Raw genomic sequence first — 22131 nt, 5'->3', positions numbered from 1 at the left:
CGAAACTGTCCCGTGAACGCCGAATGATGTCGCCATCTGAAAAATCAACCAACAACAGCCGCCTCAGCGGCAGTTGTGCAGACCTTCCCTAGCGAACCGGAAACTTGGCATTCGGCGCGAACTGGTCGAAGCTATCGTGGCTCGTCTCGTCGTGCCACGACCGATCCCACCGGCGCGGCTCGGCGCCCTCCAGTAGCAGGAGAGTGAGGACGCGATCCCGCGCGCCGTAGCTGTGCTTGAACTCGCGCAGCTTCATGTAGGGTGCCTCCTCGGGGCACCAGATCGCGGCGGACATCTCGACGCCGTCCCATGCCTGCTCGACGCTCGCGTCGGCTGCCAGCGTACCCGGCAGCGGTTCCTGTGGATCGGCGTTGCGCCGGATGCGCGCCCGGGTTCTCACGGCGCTGCTGCTGCGCCATTCGTACTTCGCGTAGCCGTTGTCCCAGTAGACCAGGATCGCGCGCTGCGGGGTGAACTTGATGAAGCGGATGCACAACGCCTCGAACGAGACCTGGAAGCGCTTGGCAATGGCGCTGAGGACGTGCAGATCGATGCGTCGATTCGAGATCCACTCGCGCAGCCGATCGCCGGGCATCAGCAGGTTGCCGGCGAAATCGTCGGCCTCGCGCTCGATCAGGCGCATCGTCTCGTGGCCGGAGTGGACGCTCTCCTTGTCACAGTGGAAGCGCGACTGCTGGTCGCGGTGCAGGACGAAGTGGCCCAGCTCGTGAGCGATGGTGAATCGCTGGCGCTGCGGGCTGACCGTGCCGTTGTAGGCGATACCCCAGACCTCAGGGTCACCGGGGTCCCGCGCCAGCATGCCCTCGAAGGCATCGTCGTCGAACTGCACCGGGGGACGAATTTCCCGAACCCCTTTGCCGTAGGGCGTGGTCGGCAGCATCTGCCGCACGACATCGAGATCGATGGCCTCGGGCACGTCCGCGCCGTACCATGCCCGCAGCCACTTGTGGACATGGCTGGCAGCAATCGAACCGGTGAGGTGGCGCGCGGTGCCCAATCGTCAGTCCCCGCCCTGGCCCTTGTCGGGGAACATGATCTCGAGCGCCTGCCGGTAGCGCCTCTTCTCCTCCTCCGTCATCCCGGCGTACTCGCGGAAGAAAGCCACGTCCTCGGGACTGGCCTCGGGAACCTGGGGGATGGGCTCGCCCATGATGTCCTCCATCGTCACGCCCAGCACCTTGGCCAGCGCCTGCACGCGCTCGGCCGAGGGGCGTTGACCCTCCTTCATCTCCAGTTCCCAGATGTAGGCCTTGGTGCAGCCGACCGCGTCGGCCACCTGCTGCAGGGTCAACTTCTTCGCCTCGCGCAAGCGCCGCAGGCGTGATCCAAACGCCGAAGCCATGGCGATGTCCCGTCTCGAATCGACTGTCAGTGTAGGAAAACAGACTGCAAGTATAGCTACGAGATACCAAAAAGCGCCAGACGTGCCGCGATGATTGACAAGGGGGAATGGGCGGGACACAATCGCGCTGTATCTCGCTGCTTTACGCTGGTGAGAGCCCTGTTCGGTAACCCCGTCGCCGGCCCGCGAACCCGCCCCTCGGTCCGCAGCCCTCGACACCTCTTGCGGAAAGGACCGAGAAGATGAAGAAGACCTTCGTCGACGTGCTGCTCGAACTGCCGGTGGACGCGACCCTCAGCACGTTCCTGGCCTCGCAGGGCCTGCCCGTGGCCGACGATTTCGACTGGGAGGACACGCCGCGGACCTCGAAGGCGCTGGTAGAAGCTGTGCGTGCCTGGCCCGACGTCGCCGCCCGCGACCGCCTGATCGGCAACCTCATGGCCAGCGTCCAGTTGGGCGACGCGGCCGGCAAACAGGCTATGTTCCAGGCCGCCGCCGGTGACGGCACCGCGTTGGTGGGTCTCGTGGCCTGCCGGAGCGACACCCACCGCTCCTTCTGGCTGTATGCCAACCACCCGGCGCTGTTCGAGCGGGCCTGCGAGTTCGACTACCTGGAGCGCCACGGGTCGCAGGCCCAGCAGCACGACCTCGGCGTGAAGCGCCGGCCGAACACTTCAGATGCCGCGCTGGCCGCGCTGCGCCAGGCCATCTCGGCCTTCTACCAGCGCGAACTGCAGTGCGGCGACGGCAGCGTGGCTTACCTGGTGGAACGCCGCCCCGGCGTGTTCCTGCTGACGGTGCACGTCAAGGATCTGGCCATGCTGCGCCTGGAGTTCGAGGGCGCCCATCTCACCCGTCGCGTCGGCAACCCGAACATCCACATGGTGCTGGAGTACGCCGTCGCCACCGGGGTCGTTCGCACCCTCGTGCGCGGTGGCGCCAAGTACCACCAGATGCTCGTGGACGCCTTCGCCGAGCACCTGCTGGGCGTCAAGGTGGACGCGCACCGCATCAAGCCGCCGACGCTGGACCTGTCGGTCTTGCGCCTGGGCTTCGACGTGCCGCAGGCCGTGGCGGACGGTTTCGTGGCGCTGCAGGTCAAGTCCCTCACGGTGTTGAGCCCGAGCACGGCACTGAAGCTCGATTGCACGGCGATGGCGTCGAGCGAGCAGCGCTGCGTCACCGAACTGCTGCGCGAGGAGTTCCCCGGTGAGGATCCGCTGGAGCGCGGCTGGTTGATCACGGCGGCACGCATCAACCTCTACTACCCGCCCGAACCCGGAAAGGCGCGTTCCAAGGTCGTCACGGTCGAGGTGACGCGTCGCGGACGGCTGAACCTGCACAAGTTCGATGCCGCGTTGCAGGCGCAGTTGGAGGGCTACCTGGTCTCGCTGGGCATCTTGCAGCCCGGCCAGACGCTGAACGCACAGGAAGCGCCGCCGGAAGCGGGAACTGCCAATCCTGAGCCGCATCCCTCCACGATTGGCGAGGACTAACCGGTGGCCACGCACGACGCCTGGGCCTTGGCGTGCCGCTTGTTCGCGGGCGGCACGCCCATCCTTCGAGCGGCGCTCTCTCCCCGCGAGATCGCCGCCTTGCCGGCCCTCGGGCAGGCGGTGAAGCCCACGACCCTGGACCAGCGATTCGTGCTGTGTCCCTACTGCCACCAGCACCGGGCGCAGGTCTGGGGCGGCGGGCGCCGGGGGTGTAGTTGTCAGTGCCCCGAGTGCGGGCCGGTGGCCGTCGAGGCCGACGACATGGCCGCGTTGGCGCTGGACGAGGACTGGCTGCGCCGAAAGCTGCGGCTGGCGCTTTCGATCGAGAGCCGCGACGGCATCGACGCCCTCGGCGATGGCGTGTGGCGCCTTGGCGATTCCCGGTGCTCGCCAGTCCTGCTGGCGCGCGATCTGATCCGGCTATGGCGCGAGCCGGCCCTGCTGGAGCGGGTGCGGGTCGCAGGCGGGCCGATCCGCGTCATCACGCCGAAGCCGCGCGAGACGCGCGGGGCGCCCTTCGGCCCGGCCGTGGAGTGGTTGGCTCTGGAGGATCGCTTCGCCTTCTACGGAGGCGGCATCTCGTTCATCGCCCCGACGGGAGAGCCGCCAGCACCGCAGGCCAGCGATCCAACGACGCCGGTGAAGGGGCCTTTCTCGGCGGATTTCCGCTGGGTCACGCTGCCCGACTGGCCGCACGGCCCGATCCGGCTGACCGAGGCTCAGGCCGCAGTCTTCGACGCACTGTGGTCGTTCAAGGGGGAGCCCCGCACCGCCGAACAGGTCATGCGGCGTGCCGGGCTCGACAGCGCCAAGCCCATCGACGTGTTCAAGGTCAAGACGCGCGACAAGGGCAAGCCGGAAGCCGAAGGGCCACTCGTTGCATACCGGGCCCTCGTCCAGGTCGTGCAGGGGCGCCCGGGGCTGTACTCGATGCCCTGTGCTGCAGCATTGAGCCCCGTGCAGGCTTGATGCCTTGCTCATCCAAGCACGATGGACAACCGATGGCAGTGACGCACGTGCAAGTCACTGGGCCACAAGGCCATTTGCGTGCGCTTCCGCAAAGAAGTTGGCGCGGATTTCGAGAGAAAAGAGGGCGAAAGAGAGTCGAACCGGGTGGGCCCTTCGCGACCTGGCGACGAAGGGCAGCACACGCAGAACGGGTCGCCGCCCCGCGTTGTTTCGCGGAACCTGAAAACGAAAACGCCCAACCGGAGCCGGTTGGGCGTTGAATGGTGGTGGCCAAGGGCGGAATCGAACCACCGACACGCGGATTTTCAATCCGCTGCTCTACCAACTGAGCTACTTGGCCGGAAAGCGCGCGATTATAGCGGCGCGAGCCCGCGCTCACAGCCCGCCGCGCCTGTTGCGCGAGAGATCGACGCCGAGCTGCTTGAGCTTGCGGTACAGGTGCGTGCGCTCGAGACCCGTCTTCTCGGCCACGCGCGTCATCGAGCCGTTCTCCTTCGCGAGGTGGAACTCGAAGTAGCTCTTCTCGAACGCGTCGCGCGCCTCGCGCAGCGGGCGGTCGAGCTCGAAGAGCTGCTCCGACGGCGGCCCGAGCAGCTGCGGCGCCACCGGCAGCGGCGGCGCGGCGGCACCGGCCGACGCACCGGCCGGCGCGTCGGGACGCGCGGCGGTGCCGGGCGGGGCCGCCGGGGCGCGCGGTGCCGGCTTGGCCAGCGCCTGCTCGACGGCACGCAGCAGCTTCTGCAGCGTGATCGGCTTCTCGAGGAAAGCCATCGCGCCGAACTTGGTCGCCTCGACCGCGGTGTCGATCGTGCCGTGGCCGCTCATCATGATGACGGGCATCGTCAGCTGGCCGGTGGCACCCCACTCCTTGAGCAGCGTGACGCCGTCGACGTCGGGCATCCAGATGTCGAGCAGCACGAGGTCGGGGCGCATGCGCTCGCGCACCGCACGCGCCTGCGCGGCGTTTTCGGCCAGCTCGACCGTGTGCCCTTCGTCGCTGAGGATTTCCGACAGCAGCCCGCGAATGCCGAGTTCGTCGTCGACTACAAGAATCGTTGCCATGGATTCGGTGCGAGCCGCTCAGCTCTCGGAGGCGGCGGTGTCGGGGGATGTCGCCGGCTGCGCCTCGACGAGCTTCGAAAATGATAGCGAAACTTGCGCGCCGGCCACGCCCCCCTGCGGCGCCGGGCGGTTGCCGATGCGCACCCGCGCGCCGTGCTCGTCGGCGATCTTCTTGACCACCGCCAGCCCCAGCCCCGTGCCCTTGCTCTTGGTCGTCACGTAGGGCTCGAACGCGCGCTTGAGCACCTTGTCGGCGAAGCCGGGGCCGTTGTCGCTGACGACGAGCCGCACCGCGCGCACGTGCCCGTCGTCGTGGCGCGCGACCTCGGTGGCCACGTGCACGCAGCCGTCGTCGCGCTCGGCGATGGCGTCGAGACCGTTTTGCACCAGGTTGTGCACGACTTGCCGCAGTTGCGTCGCGTCGCCGACGATGGCCGGCGGCGCGTCGGCGTAGCTCACGCGCAGGCGCCCGCTCTCGATGTGCTGGCCGTACAGCGCGAGCACCTCGGCGACGAGGCGGTTCAGGTCCAGCGGGTGCAGCTGCGCGGCCGGCAGCCGCGCGTAGTCGCGGAACTCGTTGACGAGCTGCTTCATCGCCTGCACCTGCGCGACGATGGTGGCCACCGAGCGCTGCAGCAGCGCGCGCCCGGCGTCGTCGAGCTTGGCCTCGAGCTTGTGCTGCAGCCGCTCGGCCGACAGCTGGATCGGCGTCAGCGGGTTCTTGATCTCGTGCGCCAGCCGCCGCGCGACCTCGCTCCACGCGGCGGTGCGCTGCGCGCTGACGACTTCGCTGATGTCGTCGAACACCATCAGCCGCATCCCGCCGGGCAGCGTCGCGCCGCGCACGAGCAGCGTCAGCGTGTCGCTTTCGCGCCCACCGCCCGCCCCCAGCGGCAGCTCGAACGTGTCCTGCCACTGGTCGCGCTCGCCGGGCTCGGGGCTCGCCTGGTGGGCCTCGAAGCGCTGCCACACCGCCTCGGCGAGCGGCTGCAGACCGGGCACGTCGTCGAGCCGCTGCCCGCGGTGCGCCGACAGCGGCAGCTTCAGGATGCGGGTGGCGCCGGGGTTGACGGTGTCGATGCGGCGCTCGCGGTCGAACACGATGACGCCGGCCGTCATGTTGTCGAGGATGGTCTGCAGGTGCGTGCGCGCGTTCTCGAGCTCGGCGACGCTGCGCTGCACCTGCGCGCGCGCGTCGGCGAGCTGCTGCGTCATGTCGGCGAACGAGCGTGTCAGGCCGCCGAGCTCGTCGGTCGACGCGAACACCGGCTTGGCCGTCAGGTCGCCGCGGGCGACCTGGCGCACGCCCTCGGCCAGCAGCAGCAGCGGACGCGCGAGCTGGTTGCCGAGCACGGCGGCCAGCAGCACGGCACCGAACACGGCGAGCACCAGCGCCAGCGTCAGCGTGCCGATGTACATCTTGCGCAGCCCGTCGCGCTCGAGCATGCGCTGCTGGTACTCGCGGTACGCCGCCTGCACCGCGAGCGCCTGCGCCGCGAGCGCCGGCGGCACCGCCTGCACGACCATCAGGTAGCGCTCCTCGGCGCCCAGCCGCAGATCGGCGCTGGGCACGACGGCCACCGCCCGCACGCGCGCCGCGGGCGGCGTCGCCGCACCGGGCTCCTCGTCGAGCCCTTCGATGCGGCTGGCCACGCGTGCGCGCGCGGCCTCGCGCAGCAGCGCCGGATCGGCCCGCTCGGGCTGCAGCAGCGCCGCGAGCCCGCCGGCGGCGACCACGACTTGCCCGTTGCCGGCCAGCAGCGCGACCTGCTGCGCGGCCAGCTGCTCGCGCAGGCGCTCGAGCGCCAGCGGCGTCGGCCGCAACGCGCCGTCGCCGATACGCTCGGCGGCCAGCCGCGTCTTGGCCGCGACGTCAGCGACCTGCGCGTCGAGCGTGCCGCGGCCGAGCGCGAGGCCGGCGTCGAGCGCGCTCTCGACGCGCGCGTCGAACCACACCTCGATGCTGCGCGAGACGAACTGGTAGCTGATCGTGTAGATCAGCGCGCCGGGCAGCACGCCGACCAGCGCGAAGATGCCAGCCAGCTTGAACAGCAGCCGGCTGCCGAACTTGCCGCGCTTGAGCCGCACCGCCAGCCGCGCCGACGCGATCACGATCACCAGCAGCAGCAGCGCGCCGACGGCGACGTTGAGCCAGAACAGCCACACGAAGTGGCGTTCGTAGAAGCCGCGCGTGCCGCCCGACAGCGAGACGACGAAGCCGAGCACGAGCGCGACGCCGGTGACCGCGACCAGCGCAATGATCAGGGCCCAGCGCGTGGACTTGGTCATCGCACGCTCAGCGGCGCAGCTCGATGCGGCGCTCGACGGCGAGCTGCCACTCGGGCAGGTTGCCGATGCCGATCTGCATCGGCCGCGGCAGCTCGCCGGTGTCGAGCCGCCAGACGAAGTCGAGCACGTGGCGCTCGTCCGGGTCGACGTCGGCGGCGGCGGCGACGCGCCAGCGCGTCAGGCGCGTCATCGTCGCCATCGCCTCGTCGAGGCTGGCGAAGGTCTGGTGCAGGCCGCCGCTGCTGACGCGGAAGCTGCCGGTCAGCGGCTGGTAACTCAGCCGCCATTCGCGCCGCGCACGGCCCACGCGCACGTCGCGCCAGTACCAGCGCGGCCGCACCAGCACGGCTTCGGCCTCGAAGTGCAGCGCGATGCCGCGGCGCAGCGCGTCCTCGACCGGCGGGGGCAGCGTCGCGCGCACCGCGAAGTCGACACTCACCTCGTCGTCGCGCCGTACCACGTCGAGCGTCAGCAGCTCGACCGCCTCGGCGCGCGCCGGCACCGGCACCAGCGGGGCCAGCACGCAAGCGAAGATGGCGCGCGCGAGGGCACGGCGGCTGACGCCGCGGCAGCCGCGCGCGGCACGGTCCGTGGCGCTGGCGGGCGCGGCAGGAGCGGTCAAGGTCGTTGCAGCAGCGCGTAGAAGAAGCCGTCGGGGTCGGCGCCGCAGGGCGCGGCGGCGGGCTCGTGCGGCCCATTGTCGGCCAGCGGCAACAGGTGCCCCGGCGACACCGGATCGAGCCGGGCCGTGCCGCTGGGCTGGCGTTGCAAAAAAGCGTCGATCTGGGCCTGGCCCTCGGCCTTGAAGATCGAGCACGTCGCATACAGCAGCCGCCCGCCCGGCTTGACGAGCGGCCACAGCGCGTCGAGCAGGCGCGCCTGCTGACGCGCCAGCGCCGCGACGTCGTCGGGGCGGCGCAGCCAGCGCACGTCGGGGTGGCGGCGCACGATGCCCGACGCGGTACACGGCGCGTCGAGCAGGATGGCATCGAACGGCCGCCCGTCCCACCACGCGGTGGGGTCGCCGGCGTCGGCGGCCTTCAGCTCGGCGCTCAGGTGCAGCCGCTGCAGCGTCTCGCGCACGCGCGCCAGCCGCAGCGCGTCGTGGTCGAGCGCGAGCACGTCGAGGTCGGCGAGTTCCAGCAGATGTGCCGTCTTGCCGCCCGGCGCGGCGCAGGCGTCGAGCACGCGCGCACCGGCCGGCAGTCCGGCGCCGAGCAGCAGCGGCGCGGCGCGCTGCGCGGCGGCGTCCTGCACCGAAACGTCGCCGTCGTCGAAACCGGGCAGTTCGGCCACCGGGCACGGCTGCGCGAGCACGACGGTGTGCGTGCCGACCGCGCACGCGGCCAGACCACGCGCGGCCAGCCGCGGCAGGTAGCCGGCGGCGTCGCCGCGGCGGGCGTTGACGCGCAGCGTCATCGGCGGGTGTCGGTTCGCGGCGCGCAGGATGGCCTGCCACTCGCGCGGCCAGTCGACCTTGACGCGCTCGATCCACCACAGCGGATGGTTGAACGCGGCCACCGGGTCGCGGCACGCGGCGGCCACGAGTGCGTCGCGCTCGCGCACGAAGCGTCGCAGCACGGCGTTGACGAAGCCGGCCGCCGCCGGCACGCGGCGGCGCGCCGCGGTAACGGCCTGGTCGACGAGCGTGTGGTCGGCGTACGGCGGCGGTGCCGGCGGTTCGGGCGGCCACAGCAGCGCGAGCGCGGTGACGAGCAGCGCGTCGACCGGCGGCGGCGGCGCCTTCGGGGCGACGAGCCTGCGCACCGCGTCGGCGCCGCCGAGGCGGCGCATCACGTGGAACGCCAGCGCCTGCGTGCCGGGGCGCGCCGGCAGCGGCACCTGCGCGAGCACGTCGGTCAGCGAACGTCCGGCGCGCACCGCGCGCACCGCGTCGGCCGTGTGCTCGAGCAGTTGCGACAGCGGCGGTGACGGCGCAGCGACAGGGGCCATCGCGGCAGTCTATGCGCGCCGCAGGCGGGGCCGTCACAATCGGCGCTCCCTGGACTGACGGAGGAGGGTGCATGTCCTCCAGCGCGACACCGATCTTTCGCAGCGAGGAAGAGCTCGCCCGGCTGCCGGCCTCGGAGCGCATCCGCTACCGCCTGGTCAGCGCCGCGTGCCGCTTCCACGCCAACGACAACATCGCCGACCACATCGAGCCCGGCGAGCTCGACGAACTGAAGGCCGAGGTGCAGGCCAAGATGCACGAGGTGCTGCGCGCGCTCGTGATCGACACCGACAGCGACCACAACACCAACGACACCGCCAAGCGCGTGGCCAAGATGTTCATCGACGAGGTGTTCGCCGGCCGCTACCGCCCGATGCCCTCGGTGACCGAGTTCCCCAATGCCGAGCGGCTCAACGAGCTGATGATCGTCGGCCCGATCAAGGTGCGCAGCGCCTGCTCGCACCACCTGTGCCCGATCCTCGGGCGCGTGTGGATCGGCGTGCTGCCCAACGAGTTCTCGAACCTGATCGGGCTGAGCAAGTACGCGCGCATCTGCGAGTGGATCATGGCGCGGCCGCAGATCCAGGAGGAAGCCGTGACGATGCTGGCCAACGAGCTGCAGGAGCGCGTCAAGCCCGACGGCCTGGCGATCGTGATGGAGGCCGACCACTTCTGCATGCACTGGCGTGGCGTCAAGGACGACGAGTCGATGATGGTCAACTCGGTGATGCGCGGCGCGTTCCTGAAGGATGCGAACCTGCGTCGCGAATTCCTGTCGCTGCTGAGCAAGAAGACCGCCTGAAGGAGCCGCCACCATGCTCGTGCGCCTGATGTATGCCAGCCGCGCCGTCGGCGCCGTCGATGACGACGATCTGCTCGCGATCCTGCGCAAGTCCAAGACGAACAACCCGTCGCACGGCATCACCGGCGTGCTGTGCTACTCCGAGGGCGTGTTCATCCAGGTGCTCGAAGGCGGCCGCAGCGCCGTCAACCGGCTGTACAACCGCATCGTCGGCGATGCGCGCCACACCGACGTCGTGCTGCTGAGCTACGAGGAGATCGGCGAGCGCCGCTTCGCGAACTGGTCGATGGGCCAGGTCAACATGCACCGCCTGAACCCGGCGCTGCTGCTGAAGTACTCCGAGCGCGCGACGCTCGACCCCTACGCCGTCAGCGGCAAGGTGTCGATGGCGCTGTTCGAGGAACTCGTCTCGACCGCGTCGGTGATGGGCCAGTCCTGAGCCGGACTGGCACTGCGGCGCGAGGGTGGCCGCGGCAGGCCTTGGTCGAGCCGCTGCCGCGCATCCGCCTGCGCCGCTGCGCAGGCGCTACCTCCCTCGAGGAAGAGGCGGCCACAGGCCGCCCGGTCCGTGGGGGTCACACCAGCATGTCCGACCAGATCGTGCGCGCCCAGTTCCAGGCGTACAGCCCTTCCTTCTCGTTGGCCGCCGGCGACAGGCCGCCCGAGCCGGGCACCGTCTTGAACGTCTTGTCGACCGGATCGTACGCGTGCACGCTGGCCACGTGCACGACGCGGCTCGCGTCGACGAAGCTGTAGCAGGTGTTGGTCAGCATCGGCGCCGGGTTGACGGGCCAGCCCGCGAGCCGCGCGACGACGGCCGCGGCCGCGACCTTGGCGTGGCTGTTGGCCATGTGGCCGCTCTTGGGCATCGCCGGCGCGAGCAGGATCGAGTCGCCGATCACGTGGATGTCCTTGGCCACCGTCGACTCGAACGTCAGGTAGTCGACCGGGCACCAGCGCGCATTCGCGGTCGCCAGCCCCGTCTGCACCGCGAGCAGCCCGGCGCGCTGCTGCGGCACGACGTTGAGCACGTCGCCGCGCACGTCGTCGCCGACCTCGAGCTTGAGCGTCTTGCGCGCCGCGTCGACGCCAACCACCTTCTGCCCGCTGCGGTACTCGACGATGCCGGGGTACAGGTCGGCCCAGGCCTTCTTGAACAGCGGCCCCTTCGACGTGACGTCGGGGTTGGCGTCGAGCACCAGCACCTTCGAGCGCGGCTTGGCCGACTTGAAGTAGCTCGCGACCTGGCACGCGCGCTCGTAGGTCCCGGGCGGGCAGCGGTACGGCGCCAGCGGGATCGACAGCACGTAGACGCCGCCGTCGGGCATCGCCTCGAGCTGGCGGCGCAGCGCGGCCGTCTCCGCACCCGCCTTCCACGCGTGCAGCACGCGGCCGTCGGCGTTGGCCGCGCGCAGCCCCTCGACGGTGTCGAACTGCAGGTCGATGCCCGGCGCGAGGATCATCTTGTCGTAGGCGATCGTCGGGCCCGACGCCAGCGTGGCGACCTTCTTCGCCGGGTCGATCGATGCGACCATGTCGCGCACGATGCGCACGCCGTGGTTCTTCTCGAGCGTCGAGTACGGCCGCGTGATGTCGGCCATCGTGCGCGTGCCGCCGAGCACGACGTTGCTGATCGGGCAGCTGACGAAGTTCTCGTTCGGCTCGACGAGCACGACGTCGACCGTGTAGTTCGAGAACAGGCGCACGTACTTGGCCGCCGTCGCGCCGCCGTAGCCGCCGCCGACGACGAGCACGCGCGTCTTGCCCGGCACGCCCACGCTGGCGCAGCCGGCCAGCCCCAAGCCCCCCAGCGCCGCGGCGCCGGCCAGCCATTCGCGTCGTTGCATCGTGCCCCCCTTCACTTCTTCTGCGCCGCGAAGTAGGCGGCGATCTGCTGGATCTGCTCGTCGCTGAAGCCCTTGGCCAGCTGGTGCATCACGGTGGCCGGGCGCTCGCCCTTCTTGAACGCCTGCATCTGCGCGACCATGTAGGTCGCGGGCATGCCGGCCAGCGCCGGCACCTCGCCGGTGTCGATACCGCGGCCGAAGGTGCCGTGGCAGTTCGCGCAGGTCGCGGCCAGCGCCTTGACGTACAGCGCCTGCGCATCCTGCGCGAGCGCGGGGGCGGCGCCGAGCGCCAGGCCCAAAACCCACCCGGCGCAGCGCGCCCGGGTGGCGAAGGCAGAGGTCGGTGTCACGTGAACGGTCTCCTTGGTGACGCCGCCGGCACGATGCGCGGCGGCGGTCGCCGGTGATTGTCGATTGCGTCGCCAACGGCCACAAACCCTGCAGGCGCCGATCGACGCGAAATCGGGGAATGTCCCGAGAGCCGGCGCGACGCTACCAGCGCGTCGCGGCAGCGAACCCGTACAGCGGCCCGAGCAGCCGTGTCGGGAACTGCGCGATCGCGGCGTTGTAGGCGTCGACCGCGTCGTTGAACGCGGTGCGCGCGAACGCGATGCGCAGGTCGGCGTCGTGCAGCTCGCGCAGCAGCGCGGCGACGTCGTCGTGCTCACGCAGCGCAGGCTGCTGGTCGACGAGTGCGAGCAGCCGCTCGATCGCCGACGACAGCGCCGCGTCGCCACGCGCGAACGCCGGCAGCGCGTCGGGGGCCGTCGGCTTGCGCGCGACGCGCTCGGCCGCCGCCTGCGCCTGCGCGTGCGCCTCGACGACGGCGTCGAGCGCGCGCGCCTCGGCCACCAGCGGCGTACGCAGCGCCTGCACCAGCCGCGGCAGCGCGTCGCCGCGGCGGCGCAGCTGCTCGTCGATCTGGCCCCAGGCCGCGTGGATCGCGTGGCGCAACGCGACGAGGCGGTTGTAGGCGCCGAACATCCACAGCGCCAGCACCGCGACGACGCCGACCGGCAGCACCTCGCCCGCGGTCATGCGGCCGGCGCGGGTCTCAGCCGCGCACCTCGCCCTGGCCGAGCACGATCCACTTCAGCGAGGTCAGCCCCTCGAGGCCGACCGGACCGCGCGCATGCAGCTTGTCGGTGCTGATGCCGATCTCGGCGCCCAGACCGTACTCGAAGCCGTCGGCGAAGCGGGTGCTCGCGTTGACCATCACGCTCGCCGAATCGACCTCGCGCAGGAAGCGCATCGCGTTCGGGTGGTTGGTCGTCAGGATCGCGTCGGTGTGGTGCGAGCCGTAGCGGTTGACGTGCGCGATCGCCTCGTCGAGCGAGTCGACGACCTTGACGCTGATGACCGGCGCGAGGTACTCCTCGGCCCAGTCCTGCTCGGTCGCGTCGACGACGCGCGCGCCGGCCACCATCTGCAGCAGCGCCTTGCTGCGCGGGCAGCAGCGCATCTCGACGCCCTTGGCGGCGAACACGGCGCCGATGCGCGGCAGGAACGCCGTGGCCTGCTTCGCGTGCACGAGCAGCGACTCGGCGGCGTTGCACGGGCTGTACTTCTGCGTCTTCGCGTTGTCGGTGACCCTCACCGCCAGCTCGAGGTCGACCTCGGCGTCGACGTAGACGTGGCAGTTGCCGTCGAGGTGCTTGATGACGGGCACCTTCGCCTCGGCGCTGATGCGCTCGATCAGGCCCTTGCCGCCGCGCGGGATGACGACGTCGACGAACTCGGGCATCGCGATCAGGTGCCCGACCGCGGCGCGGTCGGTCGTCTCGACGAGCTGCACGGCCTGCGGCGGCAGGCCGGCTTCATCCAGCGCCGCCTGCACCGCCTTCCACAGCGCGACGTTGGAGTGGATCGCCTCCGAGCCGCCGCGCAGGATGCACGCGTTGCCGCTCTTGATCGCCAGCGACGCGGCCTCGATCGTCACGTTCGGGCGGCTCTCGTAGATCATCCCGAATACGCCGATCGGCACGCGCATGCGCCCGACGCTGATGCCGCTCGGGCGCCGCTTGACGTCGCCGATCTCGCCGACCGGGTCGGGCATCGCGGCGATCTGCTCGCAGCCCTCGGCCACGGTCGCGATGACTTTCGGCGTCAGCCGCAGGCGGTCGACGAGCGGTGCGGCCAGACCGGCCGCCTCGGCCGCGGCGATGTCGCGCGCGTTGGCGGCCTGCAGCGCCGCCGCGTCGTCGCGCAGCCGGCGCGCGAGCGCGCGCAGCGCGGCGTCCTTGGCCGCCGTCGGTGCGGCGGCCATACGCGCCGCGGCGCTGCGTGCGGCCGCGCCGAGGCGCTGCATCAGCGCGTGCGTCGCCGCTGCGGGAGCCGGCGTCGTCGCGAGGGCTTCTGGAGCGTTCATCGCGCCGATTGTCGCAAAGCCCCGGCGGCGCGTGCGCCGCGGCGCGCGCCGGCGCTCAGCGCCCGATCCAGCCCAGCACCGCGAGCCACAGCGTGGCCGATGCGACGAAGGCCAGCGTCGACAGCACGATCGCCGCGCTGGCCTCGGCCTGCAGCGTGCCGTAGCGCTGTGCGAACAGCAGCGCGTTGCTGCCCACCGGGAGCGCGGCCATCATCACGACGACCGCCAGCGGCGTGCCCTCGAGCCCGAAGCCCCAGTGCGCGACGGCGAGCACGACCAGCGGCAGCCCGAGCAGCTTGACCGCCGCGAGCGCCGCTGCACCGGCCAGCCTGCCCTTGAGGTCGTAGGCGTGCAGCGATGCGCCGATCAGCACCAGGCACACCGGCACCACCGCGGCGCCGAGCCCGCGCAGCGCCTCGTCGACGACGCCCGGCAGCCCGAAGCCCGCCAGGTTCCACGCCAGCCCGGCGAGCACCGGCAGCACGACGGGGTGGACGACGGTGTTGCGCACCGTCGAGCGCAGCGTCGAGCCCCAGGTCGCACGGTGGTCGACGCGCGCGAGGTCGCTCTCGACGAGCACGGTCAGCATCGTCAGCAGGATCAGCCCGTGCACGCTGACCAGCGCGATGTGGATGCCCAGCCCGACCTCGCCGAACAGCGCCGCGGCCAGCGGGATGCCCAGCTGCAGCGCGTTGCCGTAGGTCGCGCCGATCGCGCGCGTAGCGGGCGCCGCCGGGCCGTGCGCGGCCGCCGCGCGCCTTTGCACCCAGTACACCGCGAGCAGCCACGTGCACGCCGGCACGAAGTACGCCGCCAGCGTGCGCCACGGCAGCGCCGCCAGCTCGAGCCTCGCCATCGTGCGAAACAGCAGTGCCGGCACGAACAGGTTGAACGCCGCCGCCGACAGCACGCGCACCGCGGTGCCGCCGTGCGCGTCGCCGAGCCAGCGCGCGCGCGCCGCGACCCAGCCCAGCGCGATGGTGGCGAAGATCGCCGCCAGCTTGGCGTAGATCGCCGCGGTCACGCCGCCTCCAGCACGCGCGCGAGCCACGCCTCGACGTCGGCCGGCGGCAGGTCGATCTCGACCCACTTGCGCCGTGACGACGCGCCGCGCACGAGCCGCACCGCGCGCTGCGGCACGTGCAGCTGCGCCGCGAGCCAGGCCCGCAGCGCCTCGTTGGCGCGGCCGTCGACCGGCGGCGCGGCCAGCCGCACGCGCAGCGCGCCGTCGTGCAGGCCGTCGGCGGCCGACGTGCGCGCGTTGGGCACCACGGCAACGGCGAGCCGGCTCGCGCCGCCGTGCGGCGTCAGGCAGGAAGGCATGACCGCTACGCGCCGGCCGGCTTCGCCGCGGCCTTCTTCGCCGCACCCTTCTTGGCCGGCGCCTTCGCGGGGCGCGGCTCGAACTCGAAGCCGACCTTGCCTTCCTTCGCGTCCCACGCGAGGTAGGCCTTGAACTTGCGCCGCGTCTTGTTCGAGACGAAGTTCTCCAGCAGGCTGGTCTTGCCGGTGGCCAGCAGCTTGCTCATCTCCTCGCGCGCGACGGGCTGCTGCAGGATGATCTTGCCGCTCTTGAAGTCGCAGGTCGGGTGCGGCCCGACGGCGTGCTCGCACACGTAGCTCGTGCCGTGCTCGTAGACGTGGCCCTTGCACTTCGGGCAGGGCCCGAGCGAGGCCTGGCCCGAGAAGTCGACCGGCTCGCCGGCGCCCTCGGCCTGCTTCGCGTCCTCGCCGAAGTCGAACTCGAGCCGCCAGTTGGCGATCTCGGGGTCGTGCACGAGGCGCAGCTCGGCGGTGAACGGCCAGCCGGCCTTCGAGCGGAAGCCCTCGAGCGGGCCGATCTTCTTGTCGCGCAGCAAGGCCTCGGCCTCGGCGATCTCGAACGGACGGCCGGCCGGGATCTTCGTGATCGAGAAGCCGCAGCCTTCACCGCCGTCGCGGCCGGTGCAGACGAAGCGGCGGTAGTTCTCCTTGACGACGCCGCCGCAGTTCGGGCAAGGCGTGGCGAGGGTCGCGTAGTCGCCGGGGATCGTGTCGCGGTCGTACTCCTTGGCCTTCTTGACGATGCGCTCGGCCATCTTCGCGATCTCGGCCATGAAGGCCTCGCGCGAGAGCTTGCCGTGCTCCATCTGCGCGAGCTGGTACTCCCAGTTGCCGGTCAGCTCGGGGCGAGTCAGGTCCTCGACGCCGAGCCCGCGCAGCAGCGTCATCAGCTGGAACGCCTTCGCGGTGGGCACCAGCTCGCGGCCCTCGCGCACGAGGTACTTCTCGGCGATCAGCCCTTCGATGATCGCCGCGCGCGTGGCCGGCGTGCCCAGGCCCTTCTCGGCCATCGCCTCGCGCAGCTCGTCGTCGTCGATCAGCTTGCCCGCGCCTTCCATCGCGCTGAGCAGCGTCGCTTCGGTGTAGCGCGCCGGCGGGCGCGTCTTGAGGGCCACGACCTCGACGCTTTCGGTCCTCACGACCTCGCCGGGCTGCACCGGCACCAGGTTCGCGTCCTCCTCCTGCGCCTCCTTGCCGTAGACGGCGAGCCAGCCGGGGTTGACGAGCACCTTGCCGCTGGTCTGGAAGGCGTAGGCCCGGCCGTCGCGCTCGACGGTGCTCGTGCGCGTCGTGACCAGGTACTCGGCGCTCGGGTAGAACACGGCGAGGAAGCGCTTGACGACGAGGTCGTACAGCTTGGCCTCGGCCTCGGTCAGCGCCTTCGGCGCCTGCAGCGTCGGGATGATCGCGAAGTGGTCCGACACCTTCGCGTTGTCGAACACGCGCTTGCTCGGTTTGACGTAGCCTTCGTTGAGCGCGAAGCGCGCGTGCTTCGCGAGGTCGCGCAGCGGGCCGGGCAGGTCCTCGTCGGCGATCGTCTCGAAGGTCTTCCTGACGACGCCGAGGTAGTCCTCGGGCAGGTGGCGCGAGTCGGTGCGCGGGTAGGTCAGCACCTTGTGCTTCTCGTAGAGGGCCTGCGCCAGCGCGAGCGTCGTCTTCGCGCTGAAGCCGAAGCGCGAGTTGGCCTCGCGCTGCAGCGTCGTCAGGTCGTACAGCAGCGGGCTGGCCTGCGAGCTCGGCTTGGCCTCCTCGACGACGCGCGCGGGCTGGCCGCGGCACGCGTCGGCGATGGCCTGCGCGGCAGCCTCGTCCCACACGCGGTCGGCGCGCACGTCGGGGTCGTCGCCTTTCTTGAACGCCGGGTCGAACCACTTGCCGTCGTATTGCCCGGCCTGCGCGTCGAAGGTGGCCTTGACCTCCCAGTACGGGCGCGCGACGTGCTTGCGGATCTTCTCCTCGCGCTCGACGACGATCGACAGCGTGGGCGTCTGCACGCGCCCGACGGTGGTCAGGAAGAAGCCGCCGTCGCGCGAGTTGAACGCCGTCATCGCGCGCGTGCCGTTGATGCCCACCAGCCAGTCGGCCTCGCTGCGGCTGCGGGCGGCGGCGGCCAGACCCTGCATCTGGCGGTCGTCGCGCAGCTGCGCGAAGCCGTCGCGGATCGCCTGCGGCGTCATGCTCTGCAGCCACAGCCGCTTGATCGGCTTGTCGACCGGCTTCTTCTCGCTGCCCGCGTACTGCACGATCAGGCGGAAGATCAGCTCGCCCTCGCGCCCGGCGTCGCAGGCGTTGATGATCTCGCTGACGTCCTTGCGCCGGATCTGCTTGACGATCGCATTGAGCCGGCTCTTGGCCTTGTCGATCGGCGCGAGCTCGAAGTGCGGCGGGATCACCGGCAGGTGCGCGAAGCTCCACTTGCCGCGCTTGACGTCGTACTCCTCGGGCGCCTTGATCTCGACCAGGTGCCCCACCGCCGAGGTGACGACGTAGCGCTCGTTCTCGAAGTGGTCGTCGTGCTTTTCGAACTTGCCCGCCACGGGCGTGAGCGCGCGCACGATGTCCTGCGCGACGCTGGGCTTCTCGGCAATGATGAGGGCTTTGCTCATGGTCTCGTCGTCGGGGCCGCGGGCGCGGCGCACGCGGCGCCGCCGGGGACGGCGTGCCTACAATCCGCCGTCCTCGCGCGCACGCACACACGCACGCGCGCGCCCATGGAATCAATGTACCGAATGAAGAAGACCCCGCAACCCGACGGCGCCGGCCCTGCACTGCGCCGCGCCGTCCACCACGACGCCGGCCGCACCGACGCGCGGCCGGGCGGGCGGCGCATCCAGGTGCGGCGCTCGGGCGTGCACGGCAAGGGTGTGTTCGCGCTGCGCCCGATCCCGGCCGGCACGACGATCATCGAGTACAAGGGCGAGGTCATCTCGTGGAAGGAGGCGGTGCGCCGCCACCCGCACGACCCGTCGAACCCCGACCACACGTTCTATTTCCACATCGACGACGGCCGCGTGATCGACGGCTCACGGCGCGGCAACGCGGCGCGCTGGATCAACCACGCGTGCGAGCCGAACTGCGAGGCCGACGAAGTCGACGGTCGCGTGTTCGTCAAGGCGCTGCGCGACATCGCGCCCGGCGAGGAACTGTTCTACGACTACCGGCTGATGCTCGAGGGCCGCCACACGCCGAAGGTCAAGAAGCAGTTCGCCTGCCACTGCGGCCAGCCGCGCTGTCGCGGCACGATGCTGGCGCCCAAGCGCTGAGCGCCCCGCACGCGCCGCCATGCGGGAGGGTCCGCTGTCCGCCACTGGCGTGATCGCCTGGGACGTCGAGTCGCTGTGGGAGCGGCTGTGGGCCGTGCTGCCGGGCATCTCGGTCGAGGTCATCGCACGCTGCGACTCGACCAACACCGTGCTCGTCGAGCGCGCGCGGGCGTCGAGCGGCTGGCCCGACCAGCCGGTCACGGCACCGGGCGCGCTGGCCGATGCCGCCGACGCCGCGACGCCGACGCCGCCGCTCGGCCGTCGCGCCGTCGACACGCAGCCCTGCCTGCTCGTCGCCGAGGACCAGATGCAGGGGCGCGGTCGGCACGGACGGCCATGGCAGTCGGCGCGCGGCGCGTCGCTGACGTTCTCGCTCGCGCTGCCGCTGGCGCCGGCCGACTGGTCGGGGCTGTCGCTGGCGGTCGGCGTCGCACTGGCCGACGCACTCGATCCGCCGGCGCACGGCGCTGCGCCGCGCATCGGCCTCAAGTGGCCCAACGACCTGTGGCTGCTCGACGCGCCCGGACGCGGCCGCAAGCTCGGCGGCGTCCTGATCGAGACGGTGGCCGTCGGCCGGCTGCGCATGGCCGTGATCGGCGTGGGGCTCAACGTGGCGCCGCAGGCCCTCGACGGGCTCGACACCGGCTACGCGTGCCTGCAAGAACTCGACGCCGGCCTCACCGTGCCTGCGACGCTGCACCGCGTCGCGCTGCCGCTCGCGCGCGCGCTGGTGCGCTACGAGCGCGAGGGTTTCGCCGCCTTCGCCGAAGGCTTCGCGCGCCGCGACCTGCTGCGCGACCGGCCGGTGACGACGGCGTCGCCCGCGGTGCCGCAGGGCATCGCGCTCGGCGTGACGGCCACGGGCGCGCTGCGCGTGCGCGCGCCCGACGGCCATGTGCACGAGATCGCCAGCGGCGAAGTCCGCGTGCGGCCGCAGGACGGAGCGCCGACGTGATGCGCTGGCTCGTGCTGTTGCTGCTGCTCGTCAACGTCGCGCTGTACGCGTGGAACGCCGGCTGGCTGCCGGCGCCGCTGGGCGTCGCCACCGACGGCCCGCGCGATCCGCAGCGGCTGCAGCGGCAGGTCAACGCCGATGCGGTGCGCGTCGTGACGGAAGCGCCGCTGACGGCCGCCGCCGCGTCCGAGCCGGCATCGGGCGTGGCCGACGCGGCCTCGGAGCCGGCCGCGTCGGCACCGGGCAACGGCGCAGCCCCGGCCGCGCGCACGCCCTGACCGCCCGCGGCGGCTGTAACCAAGCCGCCGCGAGGCCCTCAGTCGGCGGCCGGTTCGGCAGTGGGCGCACGCCGACCTTGTCGGCGCAGGAGCCATGTCGCCGCGACGAGGCCGAGCAGCCACCCCGGGTGCGCCGCACCGCCCCCGCCGCTCGAGACTTGCGGCTCGAGGGCGAGCGCGACCGCGGCACCGGCGTCGAGCAGGCCGGCACCGCAGGTCGTCGTCGTGCAGTTGCACTCGAGCTGCGGCACGTCGTCGAAACCGCTCGGCACCGTGCACGTCGGCAGTGTGGGGTCGAACGGGAACGGCCGCGCGCTCGCCTTGAGCCGGTCGCCGACCGTGCTCGGGCGCAGTTGCGGCTGCACCGACAGCATCAGACCCGCCGTCGCCGCGACCAGCGGCGACGCGAAGCTGGTGCCGAGCGTCGCGTCGTCGCCGCTGCTGGTGTAGATCGAGCTCCCGGGCACGGTGGTGCCGTCGTTCGAAGTCGTGACCAGCGGGTAGAGGCACTCGCCAGACAGGTTGACGCAGTTGCCCGCCGGCGCCGCCAGCGCGACCTGGGGGCCGAGGTTCGAGTAGCCGACCTTGGTGCCGACGTGCCGCACGCCGGCCACCGCGACGACGCCGCGGCAGTTGGCCGGCTGGTTCACTGCGACGCCTTCATTGCCCGCCGCGGCGACGACGACGACGCCGATCGAGCGCACTTCGTCGATCGCGCTCTGGTAGGTACTGCTGCACGGGTTCGCGGAGCCCAGGCTCAGGTTGATCACGCGCGCCGGGTTCGGGTTCGTCGGCACACCGTCGACCGGCAAGCCCGCCGCCCAGCGGATCGCCGCCGCGATGTCCGACACGTAGCCGCCGCACTTGCCGAGCGCGCGCACCGGCAGCACCTTCAGGCGCCAGCCCGTGCCGGCCATCCCGACCGCGTTGTCGGTCAGTGCGCCGACGAGGCCTGCGGTCTGGGTGCCGTGCCAGCTGCTGTTGGAGACGCCGCACCCGGCGAAGAAGCCGCTCGCGTTCTCGTCGGTGGTGATCCAGTCGCCCGGGTCGCTCGCATCGGGATCCCAGCCGTCGCCGTCGTTGGCGGTGAGAAACACGCCGTCGCTGTCGGACGAGACGAAGTCGTACCCCGGAAGCAGCTTGCCGGCCAGATCCGGATGGTCGAAGCGCACACCCGTGTCGATCACGGCGACGACGATGCCGTCGGCCCCTTGCGTGACGGCCCACGCGGCCGGCGCGTCGATCGCCGCGACCTCGGTCGCGTTCGGCGTCCGCAGGTACCACTGGCCAACCGCCGGCATCGGCGCCGGCTGCCCGTCGTCGTACAGCGGATCGTCCGGCGCCACCGCGGTCTGCGCAATGCGCTGACGCTGGTCGACCTCCACCCACGCGACGAGCGGGTCGGCGCGCAGGCGGGCCGCCAGCACGTCGGCCGGCACGTCACGGGCGAGCACGACCTGCGTGCGCGGCGCCGGGCTCGGCCCGTCGGCGAGCGCGAAGCCGTGGCGCTCGCCGAGCGCGCGTGCCATGCGCAGCGGCGCGACGACGCCGGCGCGCGCGGTGCGCTCGCGCTCGAGCGCCACGTCGTCGCGGAAGCGCACGATCACGCGCGCCACCGGCGCCGGTTCGACGCCCGGTGCCGGCCGTGGCCGCGACGGGCCGCGTTCGGCCGCCGTCGCGGTCATCACCGCCAGGGTGCACGCGAGCAACGCAGCCCACGTCGTGAAAATCCATCGGCGCATCGTCGGGTTCCCTTGCTGCTGGGCCGCCGGGGTCGTGGGTCGGTCAACGCGCGGTGCCGGGCGGCGGTGGCGGCGGCACGCGCTGGCGCTCGTCGAGCCGCAGGTCGGCCACGAGGGCGCGGTCGGCGCGCAGGCGCTCGATCGCGGCGGCGCACGCGTCGCCGCGGCAGTCGAGCCGCAGACCGACGGTGCGCGCGTCGACCGGTGCCCACACCGTGACCGGCACGCGCCGCGACGGCCGCGCGCAGCGCGTCGCCGTACGGCGCACCGACGGCAGCGGTCAGCACGAGGCGCGGCGACGGCGGCATCTCGTGCGCGCAGCCCGACAGCGCGACGAGCAGCGACAGCGCCGCGAGCGCGGATCGATGGCGGGAGGGGACGGACATCGGGGACAGCGGCCGCACGGTCGCCCGATTGTGACCG

Annotated in this window: 22 protein-coding genes and 1 tRNA gene; 7 read left to right on the top strand and 16 right to left on the bottom strand. The window is 71.7% G+C overall.

The window, feature by feature from the left end; translation table 11 throughout:
* Positions 1 to 88: 88 nt before the first annotated feature.
* Positions 89 to 1018, bottom strand: a complete 930-nt coding sequence (locus MOJ79_RS15965; RefSeq protein WP_241925047.1) for an ImmA/IrrE family metallo-endopeptidase — start codon at positions 1016 to 1018, stop codon at positions 89 to 91.
* 3 nt (positions 1019 to 1021) lie between these two features.
* Positions 1022 to 1363, bottom strand: coding sequence for a helix-turn-helix domain-containing protein (locus MOJ79_RS15960; RefSeq protein ID WP_241925046.1), 342 nt, complete (start codon positions 1361 to 1363; stop codon positions 1022 to 1024).
* 242 nt (positions 1364 to 1605) lie between these two features.
* On the opposite strand from MOJ79_RS15960, the gene MOJ79_RS15955 reads away from it, so the two are divergent.
* Together MOJ79_RS15955 and MOJ79_RS15950 are read left to right on the top strand one after the other, a co-directional pair.
* Entirely contained in the window at positions 1606 to 2859 is a 1254-nt protein-coding gene (locus MOJ79_RS15955) for a hypothetical protein (RefSeq protein ID WP_241925045.1), read from the top strand.
* A gap of 3 nt (positions 2860 to 2862) precedes the next feature.
* A complete protein-coding gene (locus MOJ79_RS15950; protein ID WP_241925044.1) occupies positions 2863 to 3828 on the top strand; it encodes a hypothetical protein in 966 nt (321 codons plus the stop codon).
* A gap of 264 nt (positions 3829 to 4092) precedes the next feature.
* Here MOJ79_RS15950 and MOJ79_RS15945 read toward each other — a convergent pair.
* From MOJ79_RS15945 to rsmB, 5 genes are all read right to left on the bottom strand, one after another.
* Positions 4093 to 4168: transfer RNA gene (locus tag MOJ79_RS15945), tRNA-Phe, on the bottom strand.
* A gap of 35 nt (positions 4169 to 4203) precedes the next feature.
* The gene (locus MOJ79_RS15940; protein WP_241925043.1) at positions 4204 to 4890 is read right to left on the bottom strand and encodes a response regulator; all 687 of its coding nucleotides are present in this window, start codon (positions 4888 to 4890) and stop codon (positions 4204 to 4206) included.
* 18 nt (positions 4891 to 4908) lie between these two features.
* Positions 4909 to 7179 carry a sensor histidine kinase gene (locus tag MOJ79_RS15935; protein WP_241925042.1) on the bottom strand — a complete coding sequence of 757 codons (2271 nt, stop codon included), beginning with the start codon at positions 7177 to 7179 and terminating at the stop codon, positions 4909 to 4911.
* 7 nt (positions 7180 to 7186) lie between these two features.
* A complete protein-coding gene (locus MOJ79_RS15930) occupies positions 7187 to 7801 on the bottom strand; it encodes a DUF4390 domain-containing protein (protein ID WP_241925041.1) in 615 nt (204 codons plus the stop codon).
* A complete protein-coding gene (gene rsmB / locus MOJ79_RS15925; protein ID WP_241925040.1) occupies positions 7798 to 9132 on the bottom strand; it encodes a 16S rRNA (cytosine(967)-C(5))-methyltransferase RsmB in 1335 nt (444 codons plus the stop codon). Before rsmB ends, MOJ79_RS15930 begins: the two co-directional genes overlap by 4 nt.
* A gap of 71 nt (positions 9133 to 9203) precedes the next feature.
* Between rsmB and folE the strand changes: the two genes are divergently transcribed.
* Together folE and MOJ79_RS15915 are read left to right on the top strand one after the other, a co-directional pair.
* Positions 9204 to 9932, top strand: a complete 729-nt coding sequence (gene folE, locus MOJ79_RS15920; RefSeq protein WP_241925039.1) for a GTP cyclohydrolase I — start codon at positions 9204 to 9206, stop codon at positions 9930 to 9932.
* 13 nt (positions 9933 to 9945) lie between these two features.
* Positions 9946 to 10371, top strand: coding sequence for a BLUF domain-containing protein (locus MOJ79_RS15915; protein WP_241925038.1), 426 nt, complete (start codon positions 9946 to 9948; stop codon positions 10369 to 10371).
* A 136-nt stretch (positions 10372 to 10507) separates the two neighbouring features.
* On the opposite strand, the gene MOJ79_RS15910 is transcribed toward MOJ79_RS15915, so the two are convergent.
* The 7 genes from MOJ79_RS15910 to MOJ79_RS15880 form a co-directional block, all read right to left on the bottom strand.
* Positions 10508 to 11779: an NAD(P)/FAD-dependent oxidoreductase gene (locus MOJ79_RS15910; RefSeq protein ID WP_241925037.1), complete on the bottom strand. Its 1272-nt coding sequence runs from the start codon at positions 11777 to 11779 to the stop codon at positions 10508 to 10510.
* Positions 11780 to 11790: 11 nt separating this feature from the next.
* On the bottom strand, positions 11791 to 12129 hold the full coding sequence (locus MOJ79_RS15905; RefSeq protein WP_336606335.1) for a c-type cytochrome: 339 nt from the start codon (positions 12127 to 12129) through the stop codon (positions 11791 to 11793).
* A gap of 142 nt (positions 12130 to 12271) precedes the next feature.
* A complete protein-coding gene (locus MOJ79_RS15900) occupies positions 12272 to 12817 on the bottom strand; it encodes a LemA family protein (protein WP_241925036.1) in 546 nt (181 codons plus the stop codon).
* A gap of 16 nt (positions 12818 to 12833) precedes the next feature.
* Positions 12834 to 14147 carry a glutamate-5-semialdehyde dehydrogenase gene (locus MOJ79_RS15895; protein ID WP_241925035.1) on the bottom strand — a complete coding sequence of 438 codons (1314 nt, stop codon included), beginning with the start codon at positions 14145 to 14147 and terminating at the stop codon, positions 12834 to 12836.
* A gap of 55 nt (positions 14148 to 14202) precedes the next feature.
* A complete protein-coding gene (locus MOJ79_RS15890; protein ID WP_241925034.1) occupies positions 14203 to 15171 on the bottom strand; it encodes an AEC family transporter in 969 nt (322 codons plus the stop codon).
* Complete coding sequence (locus MOJ79_RS15885; protein ID WP_241925033.1) at positions 15168 to 15470, bottom strand: DUF167 domain-containing protein; 303 nt, start codon at positions 15468 to 15470, stop codon at positions 15168 to 15170. Before MOJ79_RS15885 ends, MOJ79_RS15890 begins: the two co-directional genes overlap by 4 nt.
* Before the next feature lie 5 nt (positions 15471 to 15475).
* Positions 15476 to 18076 (bottom strand): DNA topoisomerase III, encoded by a 2601-nt coding sequence (locus MOJ79_RS15880; RefSeq protein WP_241925032.1) that lies wholly within the window; start codon positions 18074 to 18076, stop codon positions 15476 to 15478.
* A 123-nt stretch (positions 18077 to 18199) separates the two neighbouring features.
* On the opposite strand from MOJ79_RS15880, the gene MOJ79_RS15875 reads away from it, so the two are divergent.
* From MOJ79_RS15875 to MOJ79_RS15865, 3 genes are read left to right on the top strand one after another with little or no spacing between them, the layout of a single operon-like run.
* On the top strand, positions 18200 to 18733 hold the full coding sequence (locus MOJ79_RS15875; RefSeq protein ID WP_119289096.1) for an SET domain-containing protein: 534 nt from the start codon (positions 18200 to 18202) through the stop codon (positions 18731 to 18733).
* A 19-nt stretch (positions 18734 to 18752) separates the two neighbouring features.
* The gene (locus MOJ79_RS15870) at positions 18753 to 19688 is read left to right on the top strand and encodes a biotin--[acetyl-CoA-carboxylase] ligase (RefSeq protein ID WP_241925031.1); all 936 of its coding nucleotides are present in this window, start codon (positions 18753 to 18755) and stop codon (positions 19686 to 19688) included.
* Positions 19685 to 19966, top strand: a complete 282-nt coding sequence (locus tag MOJ79_RS15865) for a hypothetical protein (RefSeq protein WP_241925030.1) — start codon at positions 19685 to 19687, stop codon at positions 19964 to 19966. Before MOJ79_RS15870 ends, MOJ79_RS15865 begins: the two co-directional genes overlap by 4 nt.
* Positions 19967 to 20004: 38 nt before the next feature.
* Here the strand turns inward: MOJ79_RS15865 and MOJ79_RS15860 are convergent, their stop codons facing one another.
* The gene (locus tag MOJ79_RS15860; RefSeq protein ID WP_241925029.1) at positions 20005 to 21708 is read right to left on the bottom strand and encodes a S8 family peptidase; all 1704 of its coding nucleotides are present in this window, start codon (positions 21706 to 21708) and stop codon (positions 20005 to 20007) included.
* A 43-nt stretch (positions 21709 to 21751) separates the two neighbouring features.
* Positions 21752 to 21976, bottom strand: a complete 225-nt coding sequence (locus MOJ79_RS15855) for a hypothetical protein (RefSeq protein WP_241925028.1) — start codon at positions 21974 to 21976, stop codon at positions 21752 to 21754.
* Positions 21977 to 22131: the final 155 nt, after the last annotated feature.

This window comes from Calidifontimicrobium sp. SYSU G02091 (assembly GCF_022631395.1).
GTDB classification, from domain to species: domain Bacteria; phylum Pseudomonadota; class Gammaproteobacteria; order Burkholderiales; family Burkholderiaceae_C; genus Calidifontimicrobium; species Calidifontimicrobium sediminis.
The sequence above is the reverse complement of the archived record's forward strand: the minus strand, read 5'-3'. Positions and strand labels throughout refer to the sequence as shown.

Excerpts from the sequence above, each read along its gene's own strand:
- MOJ79_RS15960 (WP_241925046.1), bottom strand. The coding sequence starts at position 1,363 with ATGGCTTCGGCGTTTGGATCACGCCTGCGGCGCTTGCGCGAGGCGAAG.
- MOJ79_RS15955 (WP_241925045.1), top strand. The coding sequence starts at position 1,606 with ATGAAGAAGACCTTCGTCGACGTGCTGCTCGAACTGCCGGTGGACGCG.
- MOJ79_RS15940 (WP_241925043.1), bottom strand. The coding sequence starts at position 4,890 with ATGGCAACGATTCTTGTAGTCGACGACGAACTCGGCATTCGCGGGCTG.
- MOJ79_RS15935 (WP_241925042.1), bottom strand. The coding sequence starts at position 7,179 with ATGACCAAGTCCACGCGCTGGGCCCTGATCATTGCGCTGGTCGCGGTC.
- rsmB (WP_241925040.1), bottom strand. The coding sequence starts at position 9,132 with ATGGCCCCTGTCGCTGCGCCGTCACCGCCGCTGTCGCAACTGCTCGAG.
- folE (WP_241925039.1), top strand. The coding sequence starts at position 9,204 with ATGTCCTCCAGCGCGACACCGATCTTTCGCAGCGAGGAAGAGCTCGCC.
- MOJ79_RS15915 (WP_241925038.1), top strand. The coding sequence starts at position 9,946 with ATGCTCGTGCGCCTGATGTATGCCAGCCGCGCCGTCGGCGCCGTCGAT.
- MOJ79_RS15910 (WP_241925037.1), bottom strand. The coding sequence starts at position 11,779 with ATGCAACGACGCGAATGGCTGGCCGGCGCCGCGGCGCTGGGGGGCTTG.
- MOJ79_RS15900 (WP_241925036.1), bottom strand. The coding sequence starts at position 12,817 with ATGACCGCGGGCGAGGTGCTGCCGGTCGGCGTCGTCGCGGTGCTGGCG.
- MOJ79_RS15895 (WP_241925035.1), bottom strand. The coding sequence starts at position 14,147 with ATGAACGCTCCAGAAGCCCTCGCGACGACGCCGGCTCCCGCAGCGGCG.
- MOJ79_RS15885 (WP_241925033.1), bottom strand. The coding sequence starts at position 15,470 with ATGCCTTCCTGCCTGACGCCGCACGGCGGCGCGAGCCGGCTCGCCGTT.
- MOJ79_RS15880 (WP_241925032.1), bottom strand. The coding sequence starts at position 18,076 with ATGAGCAAAGCCCTCATCATTGCCGAGAAGCCCAGCGTCGCGCAGGAC.
- MOJ79_RS15875 (WP_119289096.1), top strand. The coding sequence starts at position 18,200 with ATGAAGAAGACCCCGCAACCCGACGGCGCCGGCCCTGCACTGCGCCGC.
- MOJ79_RS15870 (WP_241925031.1), top strand. The coding sequence starts at position 18,753 with ATGCGGGAGGGTCCGCTGTCCGCCACTGGCGTGATCGCCTGGGACGTC.
- MOJ79_RS15860 (WP_241925029.1), bottom strand. The coding sequence starts at position 21,708 with ATGCGCCGATGGATTTTCACGACGTGGGCTGCGTTGCTCGCGTGCACC.